General features: G+C 41.0%; 8 protein-coding genes and 4 pseudogenes. 4 read left to right on the top strand and 8 right to left on the bottom strand.

The features are described from left to right. Positions 1-26: 26 nt before the first annotated feature. Together ABXS88_RS00765 and ABXS88_RS00760 are read left to right on the top strand one after the other, a co-directional pair. Positions 27-1,046: an IS4 family transposase gene (locus tag ABXS88_RS00765; protein WP_353674761.1), complete on the top strand. Its 1,020-nt coding sequence runs from the start codon at positions 27-29 to the stop codon at positions 1,044-1,046. 21 nt (positions 1,047-1,067) lie between these two features. After that, positions 1,068-2,453 (top strand): flotillin domain-containing protein, encoded by a 1,386-nt coding sequence (locus ABXS88_RS00760; protein ID WP_353673303.1) that lies wholly within the window; start codon positions 1,068-1,070, stop codon positions 2,451-2,453. Positions 2,454-2,781: 328 nt separating this feature from the next. Here the strand turns inward: ABXS88_RS00760 and ABXS88_RS00755 are convergent. The 4 genes and pseudogenes from ABXS88_RS00755 to ABXS88_RS00740 form a co-directional block, all read right to left on the bottom strand. Further along, positions 2,782-3,628 (bottom strand): annotated as a pseudogene (locus ABXS88_RS00755) (IS630 family transposase). A gap of 83 nt (positions 3,629-3,711) precedes the next feature. Continuing rightward, positions 3,712-4,563: pseudogene (locus tag ABXS88_RS00750) on the bottom strand (IS4 family transposase); the annotation flags it as partial. 617 nt (positions 4,564-5,180) lie between these two features. Further along, entirely contained in the window at positions 5,181-5,639 is a 459-nt protein-coding gene (locus ABXS88_RS00745; RefSeq protein WP_353673302.1) for a PIN domain-containing protein, read from the bottom strand. A gap of 853 nt (positions 5,640-6,492) precedes the next feature. Then, entirely contained in the window at positions 6,493-8,256 is a 1,764-nt protein-coding gene (locus ABXS88_RS00740; RefSeq protein WP_353673301.1) for a bifunctional serine/threonine-protein kinase/formylglycine-generating enzyme family protein, read from the bottom strand. Positions 8,257-8,411: 155 nt separating this feature from the next. On the opposite strand from ABXS88_RS00740, the gene ABXS88_RS00735 reads away from it, so the two are divergent. Next, positions 8,412-8,825, top strand: a complete 414-nt coding sequence (locus ABXS88_RS00735; RefSeq protein WP_353673300.1) for a hypothetical protein — start codon at positions 8,412-8,414, stop codon at positions 8,823-8,825. Between the two features lie 93 nt (positions 8,826-8,918). On the opposite strand, the gene ABXS88_RS00730 is transcribed toward ABXS88_RS00735, so the two are convergent. After that, positions 8,919-9,440 carry a hypothetical protein gene (locus ABXS88_RS00730; protein WP_353673299.1) on the bottom strand — a complete coding sequence of 174 codons (522 nt, stop codon included), beginning with the start codon at positions 9,438-9,440 and terminating at the stop codon, positions 8,919-8,921. 531 nt (positions 9,441-9,971) lie between these two features. Between ABXS88_RS00730 and ABXS88_RS00725 the strand changes: the two genes are divergently transcribed. Next, complete coding sequence (locus ABXS88_RS00725) at positions 9,972-10,505, top strand: AbfB domain-containing protein (RefSeq protein WP_353673298.1); 534 nt, start codon at positions 9,972-9,974, stop codon at positions 10,503-10,505. Between the two features lie 93 nt (positions 10,506-10,598). On the opposite strand, the pseudogene ABXS88_RS00720 reads toward ABXS88_RS00725, so the two are convergent. The 3 genes and pseudogenes from ABXS88_RS00720 to ABXS88_RS00710 form a co-directional block, all read right to left on the bottom strand. Further along, a pseudogene (locus ABXS88_RS00720) lies at positions 10,599-10,742 on the bottom strand (transposase); the annotation flags it as partial. Positions 10,743-10,809: 67 nt separating this feature from the next. Beyond that, positions 10,810-11,829: an IS4 family transposase gene (locus tag ABXS88_RS00715; RefSeq protein WP_353674761.1), complete on the bottom strand. Its 1,020-nt coding sequence runs from the start codon at positions 11,827-11,829 to the stop codon at positions 10,810-10,812. Between the two features lie 90 nt (positions 11,830-11,919). Further along, a pseudogene (locus ABXS88_RS00710) lies at positions 11,920-12,511 on the bottom strand (IS630 transposase-related protein); the annotation flags it as partial. Between the last annotated feature and the right edge of the window lie 183 nt (positions 12,512-12,694).

Raw genomic sequence — 12,694 nt, 5'->3', positions numbered from 1 at the left:
GCACAAAATCAAAATAACTGAATATGATTATATCAAACTTTCCTCAAGTTGTGCAAAAGCATCTGGGTCACTTGCCCAAAAAGGATTATCCAGAACTGGACACCTTTAAGTTTGTCTCAATTTGGCTAAGTTTCGTGCTAGACCAAAGCCAAACAAGCATGAGAAGTCAATTCAAGAGATTAAACGCGAGAGGAGAGTCAGTAGATATATCGACCTTCTCAAAAGCAAGTAAAAAGCGAAACCCAAAGGTTTTTAAAGAAATATTAAAAAAGCTAAAAAAAGAAGTAGAAGTCTCTCGAGAACCAGAAAAAAGGGAACTGGTTTTGTTTCCACTGGACTCAACAGTGATATCGTTAACGAGCAAATTATTATGGAGACAAGGACATCATCAGGTAAAACTATTTAGTGGGATTAATTTAGACACAGGAGCCCCAGGAGGAATAGTAATTAATTTTGGTCAAGGGCATGATAGTAAATATGGGAATGAAACGATAGAAGCAACGCCAGAGAATGGAGTTGGGATAATGGATAGAGGATTTTGTAGTCTAGCAAGAATAGCAAAACTGCAAGAAGAGAAAGAGCGTTACTTTGTGTTAAGAACAAAGAACAATATAAGCTTAAATATGCTGGAAAATGGAAAGTATGAAATAGGAAGTGGGAAGGAAAAGCTAGAAGGAAGAGTAGTAGTATTTAGTGATAGAGAAGAAAGAACAGAGTTTAGGTTGGCAACAAATTTACCAGAAGAGGGAGAGGGAGGAATAAGTAATGAAGAGATAGCTGAGTTTTATCGATTGCGTTGGCAAATAGAACTATTATGGAAGTTCTTAAAAATGCACTTAAAGTTGGACAGGCTAATCACTAAAAATACAAACGGAATAGAGATTCAGATTTATAGTTGCCTGATTGGATATTTAATGTTGAGATTGGTAAGAATTCCGAAAGAGTTTGGGGAATCTTTATTAGATAAGCTACGGTATTTACAGGCATTTATGTGTGAAAAAATAAGTTATGTACACTGGCTAAGAGAGTTAGTGGTAAATTGTTGAATCTGGGCTTTTACAGAATCGTTGTGTCTATTCCTTGGTGGTTCAAATAAACCATTCAATATTTCTGTCGCTGAAGAAGAAGTTAAAAAACGGGTGAACGATATTCTCGAAGGCCATTTACGGGATGCTGCTTCCCAGGCTAATTTAGGGGAATTGCAAGGCAGTGTGGAAACGGTTACGAATAATTTAAAGTCAAAAGTTGAACCAGACTTGGCTCGCTATGGGTTACAACTCTTGAACATTGCTATCACCAATATTGATGAATTAAATCATTACAATCCAGATAATTATTTGGATATTCAGGCGGTAGTTACCCGTGAATCTATTGTGCAACAAAATAAAAAAGAATTGGAAAAAGTCCAAGAGGAAACCAAAACCGAAATCGCCCTGTTAAAACTCTTAGAAACTCAAAAACAACTGGATGCCGAACGACAACTCAAACAAAAACAACTGGAAAATACCTTACAAACGGAGCAAATGACCGCCGCCAATGAGCGTCAAGTCCTAGAGGTACGGGAAACGGAGCGGGCAACCCAGGAACTCCTCAAGGTTCAAAAACAACAGGCGATCGAAGAGGGGATGATTCTCTCGGAAAAACAACTGAAAGAACAACATATCCTACAACAACAGGCCCTAGAAGAAGCGGAAATTGCCAAAGGAATTGCTATTAATCAAAAAAATCAGGAATTAGCGAATGCCGAAAAGGCGTTAATTGAATCCCAAAAAGCGGTTTCCCTGGCCGCAACGGATAAAGAAACTGCCATTAAGTTAGCGGAGGAGGAACGTCAAAAAGCCCTAACCTTAATTAAAGCAGAACAGGACAAACAAGCGGCGTTAATTGCACAACAGGGGGAACTAGAACAGGAACGCCTACGGGCCGAAAATGAAAAAATTATGGCATTACAATTAGCGGAAGCAATTAAACTCAAAGCGGCGGCAGAATTGGATAAAGCCCTGAAGGAAGCGGAGGGGGAAAAAGCAAAAATTTCGGCTCAAAATACCCTGTCTATTAAAGCCTTAACGGTGCAATTAGCTGAAGATCATTTGGAAGAATTGATTACGGTCTTGCCCAAGGTCATGGCGGCCTTAGCTCCTCAACCGGGGGTTTTAGGGACAAATCCCATTATTTTGGCGGGAACCCAGGAGGGAGAGAATGGCGACCCCACGAAGTTATTGTTGGCAACCAGTGGGTTAACGTTATTAACCAAACTTTTACAGAGTCCGATGGTAAGCCATTGGGGAGAAAAATTAATGCAAGGTTTGGAAACAGAAGTGCCTTTAGCTGAATCCCAGGTGATGACTTTTCTGCAAAATAATCCTCAATTGGTGGCTAAATTACGCGCCGCTAAACCTAGTCACCAGGACACCCAGAATACCTCTTCGGTAGGTTCAGGCACTGGTCTCTGAAAGAAGGATAGCTGTCTAAATCCCTTATTAGGAGCAGGTTTTCAAGCCAGTGGGAAATAGGGGGTTCAAATCCCTCTTCAGTAGGTGTTTCAGTGCTAAATCCATCGTAAAAAGACCAGTGCCAAAATTGAGCAAAGCGGCCTGCCGAGGTAATCATTTTGGTGCAAATATTTTAAATTAAGAATTACTGGGAACCCAGAAATGTTGAATGGTTTCTTTGAACCACCAAGGAATAGACACAACGATTCTGTAAAAGCCCAGATTCAACAATTTACCACTAACTCTCTTAGCCAGTGTACATATAGCTAATTAGAATAAGGGTGGGGCGCTAGCTGACACAATACTCACGGATTATCTCGTCAATACTTCTTTCTCCATTTGCATTGATTCTCGCTCTCTTCAATGCCCCAAAGTCATGTTCAATGTCATTTAAGTCAGGAGAGTATTTCGGTAGAAACAATACCTTGTGCCCTGCTTCTTCTACTAGTTGTCTTATTTTATTCTTTCGGTGAATCGGCGCATTATCCATTATTAAGACTGATGGCATTTTTAAGGCTGGCAGCAAATGATATTTTAGCCATCCCTCAAACCCCTCTGCATTTAGACTTCCTCTGAATAACATTAGTGCTATAAAATCTTTTACCCCTTTTCTTCTTCCTGCTACTAGATTCTCTTTTTTCCCTCTTCTCCCTTGCTTTTCTCCATAGATTCTTTTCCCTCTTTTTGACCATCCATATATCGATGATACAAACTCCTCAAACCCTGCTTCATCTATAAACACCAGGCTTGCCATACCATAAATCTTCACCAATCTCCTTAGCTCTCTATAGTATTCCGCTCTTTCGCCGTGATTTCTTTCTTGATAACGAAGTTGTTTTTTTTTGAGTAATTTTCATCTTCTTAAATCTGTAGCATAGAGAAGCTGAGGTGACACCAAATTTCTGGGCTCTTTCCTTCAGTGGAGTGTCGGGGTTTTTCTTTACGTCTTCTTCCAGTTCTTTAATATCTACTTTTCTCTTACGATGCTCTACTTTGGTCGGAGCCAATTCCTCTCTATCAAGCCATCGATAAATACTGGATTTACCGACCTGGAATATTCTTGAAGCTTTTGTTATACTACCGCCAGCTTCGATAAAGTTTATGACCTTCTGTCGCAAATCAAGGCTGTAAGCCATAAGTTGTTCATTTTTGGATAAGTTTATTAGTTATGCTAGCATAATGTCATAATCACCTGCACCACTCTTAATTAAATTAACTATAAATATCTAATCAGGCAACTATAAATCTGAATCTCTATTCCGTTTGTATTTTTAGTGATTAGCCTGTCCAATTTTAGGTGCATTTTTAAAAACTTCCATAATAGTTCTATTTGCCAGCGCAATCGATAGAATTCAGCTATTTCTTCATTGCTTACTCCTCCCTCTCCCTCTTCTGGTAAATTTGTAACCAACCTAAACTCTGTTCTTTCTTCTCTATCACTAAATACTACTACTCTTCCTTCTACCTTTTCCTTCCCAGTTCCTATCTCATATTTTCCATTGCTCAGCATGTTTAAGCTTATATTGTTCTTTATTCTCAACACAAAATAACGCTCTTTTTTTTCTTGTAGTTTAGCTATTCTTTCTAGACTACAAAATCCTCTATCCATTATCCCAACTCCATTCTCTGGCGTTGCTTCTATCGTTTCATTTCCATATTTACTATCATGCCCTTGACCAAAATTAATCACTATTCCCCCTGGGGCTCCTGTTTCTAAATCAATCCCACTAAATAGTTTTACCTGATGATGTCCTTGTCGCCATAACAACTTGCTAGTTAACGATATCACTGTTGAGTCCAGCGGAAACAAAACTAGTCCCCTTGTTTTCTTTTTTCGAGAAACTTCTACTTCTTGTTTTAGCTTTTCCCATATTTCTTTAAAAACCTTTGGGTTTCGCTTTTTACTTGCTTTTGAGAAGGTCGATATATCTACTGACTCTCCTCTCGCGTTTAGTCTCTTGAATTGACTTCTCATGCTTGTTTGGCTTTGTTCTAGTACGAAACTTAGCCAAATTGAGACAAACTTAAAGGTGTCCAGTTCTGGATAATCATTTTTGGACAAGTGACCCAGATACTTTTACACAACTTGAGGAAAGTTTGATATAGTCATCTTTAGTTATTTTAGATTTTATGCCCCTATTCTACAAGATTAGGGGTTTTATATTTTTGATTTTCTTCTAACATTCAACACTTCTGCCATTACTTCCTCTTCTGTCGCCGCCCGCTTGTCCCTAATAGCATTGTCCCAGTAATAGTCAGCCCAAAGCAAAACTCAGCCACCCTAAGTAACGGACGCTTATCTTGGTACTTTTGTAAATGCTTCGCTCGTAATCCAAATACAACAAAGGTTTCAGCGTTTTTGAATGGTGGACTAGTCTATTTAAAGAAACCCAGTCCTAGCCAGGGTTTGAGGCACTTGTGTTCGTCAGTGAGGTGCCCGGCACCGCCATGTAGCAGAACCAGTGGTTGGTTCGACGAAGATCCATAGTCGAGGTAGTTCAGTCTCACCGACTTTGCGTCGAAAGTTCTTTCTTGTGGCATGTGTAGCACCGTAGCAATGATCTCTATCGTACTAAGCAATCGGAACTAATCAGCCAGTCCCATGGTCATACTAATTAACTTCGGCCCCCCTATGGGTGAAAATCCGCTCTGTACCATCCGCACCAACGCATTATTAGGCAGTATTTATTAATTGCCCAAGGATGCGATAATTTCACATGGATGCACTACTGTAATACTAGACATACCCGAGAAATCACTTGGATTAAGGGTTAGAATATGACTGACTGCCGATGCAAGCATAATAGCAACGATACGTGCATCATGACTTCTTTTGCCGCTTATTTTATTTTCAGTAACTAAGTTTAACCAGATTGAGAATATTTGTGATGTTTCCTCCACAACTGAGAAGTGCTCAAGCAGTTGTTCAATGATATTCTGTGTTTGCTCGACTGACCAACCCAAGCCATTAACATTAAGAGGGCGTGTAGCAACAACCCAAAGCTCGATTAAAACTTGTGATGCTAGGTAACATTCATTTGCTTGTTCGAGCAAATTAGCAACTGCTTCTGTAACTAATCCGTGTTGCTCATCAGAAGTATTACTGAAACGGAGAACAACATTGGTATCAAGTAAATACCTGGTCATTATTCATAAATGGAAGCACGATCAAAGGCTTCGTCCGGGAGACTCAAGCCTGTCTTTGGAAGCTGCTCAACCCATGCCCGAAAACTCTGTGCCCGTTCTTTAGGAGTTGCATGCTGCCAGAATGGTACACTTGCAGGCACATCTTGAGTTTGGAGCTTAACCAGAGTAATAAGTTCAGCTATTCTAGCTAGCTGAACCTCGCTAAGTTTATCGATTTCCTGCTTCAGAGTATCCCGGAGCATAGCCTATACCTATTGATTGGGGATATACTGATAATAACCTAGCAAGTCCCCATTGCTGAACAGCACCCTTGAATGAGTCCTTCAAGTATTAAAGGTTTTGTCTTTTAAGAATGGATATCGTGCCTAAACCTTCGCTGGGTAAGGATAATGCCATCGTTGTTGAGCCATCCAATGATCTGTCCGCTTTACCATTTTTTGGCGAAGTTGCTTTTTACGGTAGTAGAAATATATGAGTTCAAGCCGTGCCCCTGATTAGCCAAAGCCTTCATTCGATCAACCATAGCCTTGCCTGGCCTAACGTGGTTATAGAGGTAGTTTCTATGCGCCCCAGACTTGAATACGACGTGAATTGAATCGTCAGTTGCCTCGTATTCAAGCACATTCGAATTGCCGTTTAGATTGCGATATGGTGTCATATTTACCCCAAAATTGATTGGCTTAATTAGCAACTATGCCGCAGGCGCGGTATGTCCACTACATCTAAATAAATATTACCGCAAAGTACTCTAGTAAAAATAGGCGCAATGAAGGCGTGGGATTCGATATCAACCTTGCAGAGGGGGACACCGCAAAACGAGCTCTTTTTTCTAAACGCGGCAGAAAAAAGGGTATTAAGACCCATCCCACTTCAAGACTAGCCGCAAGCCTATGTTGATGGCATTGTAGTCGCGGTCGCTGTTGCGGCGGAAGGCAGAACGACAACGTGTAGGGTTGTTGTCCCAAGAACCACCCCGGAGTACTATCATCGCAGTACTGCTGTGGTTGTCAGTCCAGGCACTTCCATCTATCGGTGCTCCTTGATAGTTATTATGCCAACCATCTTCACACCTTTCCCAGACGTTACCGTGCATTTCGTACAGTCCCCAGGCATTGGATGAAAAGCTCCCCACTTCTGCTGTTTGCTTTCTATACTGGCCTTTTCTTTCTTTATCATAAGCGTTATTATCAGCATAGTTAGCTGAAGCTATTGTAATAGTTTCTCCGCAGTTAAAGGGAGTTGTCGTGCCTGCTCTGCAAGCATATTCCCATTCTGCTTCGCTCGGTAAGCGATATCGTTTTCCTGTTAGTTTTGATAATTTTTGGCAAAACTCTTTGCACTTATTCCAGCTCATACATTCTACCGGTCGATTAGGCCCTTTGAAGTAAGAGGGGTTACTTCTCATGATAGTCTCCCACTGCACTTGCGTTACAGCGTACTTGCCTATCCAAAAACTAGGTACTCTAACACGGTGTTGGGGTCTTTCGTGGGCATAGCTTCCAGGTTCACTTTCTGGAGATCCCATCAGAAAAGTACCGCCAGCAATATAGACCATATCCAAAAATACTCCTTTCCCTAGATTTTCCCGGTAAAATTTTGCTTTGCCGGGTGTCTTCTTTATAATCTGCCCCTGGTGGTTAACCGTGACGCTTTCAAAGTCAAAATAGCCAATGCCAGAAGTTAGAGTATTTGCTTGGGGATTGGCTACTTGGAGAGTCGTTTTGGGGGTAGAAACAACTATTTTTGGTTGTAAATCTTGGAGTACTTCTTTGGCCAGGCTGTATCGTTTTTTCGTTCCCGGCTCAACCAATTTATCCAAAATACTGGCCAACTGGTCATCCACTGAATTACCAGAGAGCTTGCTTCGCCAAGCCCATTCAAAGTTTTCCGTATCAAATAACTCCGAGGGTAATACTCCGGTTAGTAAATACAGACAAGTAACCCCCAAACTGTACAAGTCACTGGCTAGGGTTACTCTGCCGTTTTGTTGCTCTGGTGCCGTGTAACCCGACGTTCCGATGATGGTTCCCGTGACAGAACCCTGGTTGGGTAAGATCTGCTTAGCGGCCCCGAAGTCTACCAGTACCAACTGGTTGTCCGACTGACGACGAATGATATTGGCGGGCTTAATGTCTCGATGAATGACGGGGGCCTGATGGATAAAGTCCAATACCGGCAACAGGTTGAGCAGTAGGTGTCTTATTTTCTCTTGGCTAAACAGGCCCTGTTCCTTTAACTCCTGCTCTAGGGTTGGCCCTGGGACGTATTCCTGCACCAAATATTGACGGCCCTCGATGGTGAAGTAGGCCAGCAAAGCGGGAATTTGGTCGTGGTGGCCAAGTTCCTCTAAACGCTGAGCCTCTTGGGCAAAGAGAGTTTCTGCCTTCGCCGCCCCGTTGGAGCCTTCTAGCATCGGGAAAAACTGTTTGATCACGCAGTAGGGCCTTGAGGGTTTGTCGTGGTCAACCGCAAGGTAGGTTCGTCCGAAGCCGCCCTGGCCAATAAGTTGTAGGGTTTGGTATCTTTCTCTCAGGAAAACGGACTGGCCACACTTCTGGCAAAAGCGGTGGTGGTCGAGAACGGTGGCAAAGCAATCAGGATTAAGGCACTGACTCATGACAAGGCAAATACTCTTTCCTCTAAATTACCTGTAGAAATAGAAAGCAGTCAGAGTTTTAGGGCTATATCCGTCATTAAAAAACAGTCCCGTTTCCTCTTGATCTTGCATCAGCCGTGTTATGTTACGAACTAGCCCAACAAGACTGATTAGCTATGAACCTGTCTCCCTATCTCGGTCTTTCGCTGATTACCAGTCTCTTACTCACCCCGGCCCTCATTGCTGCCAATCCGATACAAACCGTTAAATTTGCTCCGGGTACTTCCGGAACAACAGTCAAAGGGAGCGTTATCCGGGGGGAACGAAGCATCTACGCCCTGGGGGCCAAGGGTGGACAAACCATGGCCCTCGATCTTTCCTCGGTAGAAAATAATGCCGTGTTTCAGATCTATGCACCAGGCGCTCGGCAAAAAGGCGACGAGATTGTGGGGCAAACCCTACCCGGCGCAGGAGAAACGGATGACGCCAGTCGCTGGCAGGGTAAGCTTCCCCGTTCCGGTCAATACTGGGTGGTCGTCGGTGGCACTCGGGGGAATGCCAGCTACCAATTAAAAATTTCCATCCGCTAGGGTTGTTATTTGCCTAGATTTAATGTGTTTGTTTTGATTGGTAGTTAAGTACTGTTGTATGTATTTGGATTATTGGTGCAAAAGAATTTTGGCCTAAAAATGAATAATCCGGGGAGATTGGTGACGTTTCTCGGCATTACGTTGAGCTTCTACCATTCGAGGCGCGTTGGGGCACAACACATCAGCTTGGGGAGAGACGCTAACATAGCTACCCCCTGCCAAAATCGCTTGAACAAGTTGTGGGGCATTGCCATACTGGGAGATCCAGAGTTCTACTAAGAGAGCACCATCGGTATCCAGACCCAGCTCAGTGACCTGGAAAGTTGGATTCCCCAAATGAGTCAGCCCACGCAAGCGATCAGTAGCATGACGAGCTAGGGTCGGGTCGGGTTTGTCCAAGATACAGGCTAATTTGACGATCATCTCTTGATCTTTGTGAAGCATCTTAATACGATTGCCTGCTAGAACCTCCAAGACTTGCCAATCTGATGGTTCCAGTGGAGAAAAAGGTATCGGAGAGCTGGGTAATTTAGTAATCGAAGCCGGTGAAGTCTGGGCTGATAGCCAACCGATAAGATTAACAATCACCAGTCCAGCTGCAAAAAGACAGCTCACGACGATGATAAGCAGAAATAGAAAACGGTTCTCTGACTCCATAAAGATCCTGGAGTAATTAGTGATAGAAATACTTTGTCATTCTTTAACGGAGGAGTCAAAAATCTCCTTTTACAGGTTTAAGAGGATATTGGAACTATTAGATCCGTCAGATTCGTTTCTGAGGACTGTCTTCAAACTCAAGTGTGAATTCTGGGAGCAGGTTTGTAAATCCTTTTCCAGTCATTATTTTAGCGCTACATCCATTGTTAAAAGATGAATACAAAATCATGCCTTCGATTTAGCATTTGCTGTGCCGCTACTGACAATTGACAGCAACTAAGGGTAAACTAGAAATCAATAGCATGGCGATAGGATCTACTGGAGTGATAAAGAATAGTGTATAAAAATAATACAAAATATTTAATATATAACATTCGATTATTCAGTGAATATACTATACCATATAACGCGGTATCGAATAAAAATTTCTAGATAGTCTACTAGATACCATAGTTAGTCAAACTCTAATAAAATTAAAAAATAAATGAAATGAAAATTCTACATTTCTTTCCTCTATTTAGTTTAACCCTAGCTTTAGCTATATCTCCTATAGCTAGTTTTTTTGAATCCAAGGAAGTTCAAGCTCAAGGCTCCTACGTTCGTTACCAATCAGTGAATTACCCTGAGCGATATATCCGTCATAGAAACTATCTTGGGTATATTGAACCGATAAAAACTGATTTAGATAAACTAGATTCTAGCTTTCGTATAATAACAGGATTGGCAAACCCTAATTGTATTTCTTTAGAATCAAAAAACTTTCCCAATCACTTTCTAAGGCACAGGAACTATCGTGTAATTCTATCTGCTAATGATAATAGTAATCTTTTTAAGCAAGATGCAACTTTTTGTCCGAAAAATGGATTGAGTTCTAAAGGAGGAATATCCTTTGAGTCAAATAATTATCCAGGGCATTATATTCGACACCGAAACTTTGAACTTTGGCTTGATAAATTTAGTGGATTTACAGAAAGTACACTTTTCAGAGATGATGCGACTTTTATTCAAAGAGATGCACCTTAAAAATAATGCTCTTTTTTTAGACCCTAGCGCTCTTTACTGTTTTTTTGCATAACCCCCCGAAAAGATATAGCCAATTCAAATAAGAATGGGGCACTAACTGGCACAATATTCACGGATGATTTCGTCAATACTTTTCTCTCCATTGGCATTGATTCTTGCTCTCTTCAACGCCCCAAAGTCATGTTCAATGTCATTTAAATCAGGTGAGTATGTCGGCAGAAATAATACCTTGTGCCCCAGAAATATTGAATGGTTTATTTGAACCACCAAGGAATAGACACAACGATTCTGTAAAAGCCCAGATTCAACAATTTACCACTAACTCTCTTAGCCAGTGTACATAACTTATTTTTTCACACATAAATGCCTGTAAATACCGTAGCTTATCTAATAAAGATTCCCCAAACTCTTTCGGAATTCTTACCAATCTCAACATTAAATATCCAATCAGGCAACTATAAATCTGAATCTCTATTCCGTTTGTATTTTTAGTGATTAGCCTGTCCAACTTTAAGTGCATTTTTAAGAACTTCCATAATAGTTCTATTTGCCAACGCAATCGATAAAACTCAGCTATCTCTTCATTACTTATTCCTCCCTCTCCCTCTTCTGGTAAATTTGTTGCCAACCTAAACTCTGTTCTTTCTTCTCTATCACTAAATACTACTACTCTTCCTTCTAGCTTTTCCTTCCCACTTCCTATTTCATACTTTCCATTTTCCAGCATATTTAAGCTTATATTGTTCTTTGTTCTTAACACAAAGTAACGCTCTTTCTCTTCTTGCAGTTTTGCTATTCTTGCTAGACTACAAAATCCTCTATCCATTATCCCAACTCCATTCTCTGGCGTTGCTTCTATCGTTTCATTCCCATATTTACTATCATGCCCTTGACCAAAATTAATTACTATTCCTCCTGGGGCTCCTGTGTCTAAATTAATCCCACTAAATAGTTTTACCTGATGATGTCCTTGTCTCCATAATAATTTGCTCGTTAACGATATCACTGTTGAGTCCAGTGGAAACAAAACCAGTTCCCTTTTTTCTGGTTCTCGAGAGACTTCTACTTCTTTTTTTAGCTTTTTTAATATTTCTTTAAAAACCTTTGGGTTTCGCTTTTTACTTGCTTTTGAGAAGGTCGATATATCTACTGACTCTCCTCTCGCGTTTAATCTCTTGAATTGACTTCTCATGCTTGTTTGGCTTTGGTCTAGCACGAAACTTAGCCAAATTGAGACAAACTTAAAGGTGTCCAGTTCTGGATAATCCTTTTTGGGCAAGTGACCCAGATGCTTTTGCACAACTTGAGGAAAGTTTGATATAATCATATTCAGTTATTTTGATTTTGTGCCCCTAATTATACAAGTTTAGGGGCTTTACCTTTTTGATTTTCTTCTAACATTCAACACTTCTGCCTCAAACCCTTCTGCATTTAGACTCCCCATAAATAACATTGGCGCTATAAAGTCTTTTACTCCTTTTCTTCTTCCTGCCACTAAATTTTCTTTCTTTCCTCTTCTACCCTGCTTTTCTCCATAGATTCTTTTCCCTCTTTTTGACCATCCATATATCGATGATACAAACTCCTCAAACCCCGCTTCATCTATAAACACCAGGCTTGCAATACCGTAAATCTTCACCAACTCTCTTAGCTCTCTATAGTATTTTGCTCTTTCACCGTGATTTCTTTCTTGATAGCGAAGTTGTTTTTTTTTGCGTGATTTTCATCTTCTTAAATCTGTAGCACAGAGAACTTGAAGTAACACCGAATTTCTGGGCTCGTTCCTTCAAGGGGATGTCGGGATTTTTCTTTACATCTTCTTCGAGTTCTTTAATGTCTACTTTTTTCTTACGATGCTCTACCTTGGTGGGAGCAAGGTCTTCCCTATCAAGCCATCGATAAATGCTAGATCTGCCGACCTTGAATATTTGCGCCGCTTTTGTTACACTACCACCAGCTTCGATAAAGTTAATGACCTTTTGTCGCGAATCAAGGCTGTGAGCCATAATCAGTTTTTTCCGAAAGGAGTCCAGCAGTCATTGTAACGGAATTTCATAACCAACTGTCCCACTCTTAATCGAATTGGCTATATATTCCAATCTCCTTTTCTCTTCTAAGCAAGGAGGGGATAGGGCGAGAGACCGCAGGTGTAGGGAAAAAATTCATAACAAAACTGGGAACAAAGAACC

It is taken from the genome of Synechocystis sp. LKSZ1, assembly GCF_040436315.1.
Taxonomy (GTDB): Bacteria; Cyanobacteriota; Cyanobacteriia; order Cyanobacteriales; family Microcystaceae; genus Synechocystis.
The sequence above is the reverse complement of the archived record's forward strand: the minus strand, read 5'-3'. Positions and strand labels throughout refer to the sequence as shown.

Coding starts and splice junctions, on each gene's coding strand:
- ABXS88_RS00745 (WP_353673302.1), bottom strand. CDS start 5,639: ATGACCAGGTATTTACTTGATACCAATGTTGTTCTCCGTTTCAGTAAT.
- ABXS88_RS00740 (WP_353673301.1), bottom strand. CDS start 8,256: ATGAGTCAGTGCCTTAATCCTGATTGCTTTGCCACCGTTCTCGACCAC.
- ABXS88_RS00735 (WP_353673300.1), top strand. CDS start 8,412: ATGAACCTGTCTCCCTATCTCGGTCTTTCGCTGATTACCAGTCTCTTA.
- ABXS88_RS00725 (WP_353673298.1), top strand. CDS start 9,972: ATGAAAATTCTACATTTCTTTCCTCTATTTAGTTTAACCCTAGCTTTA.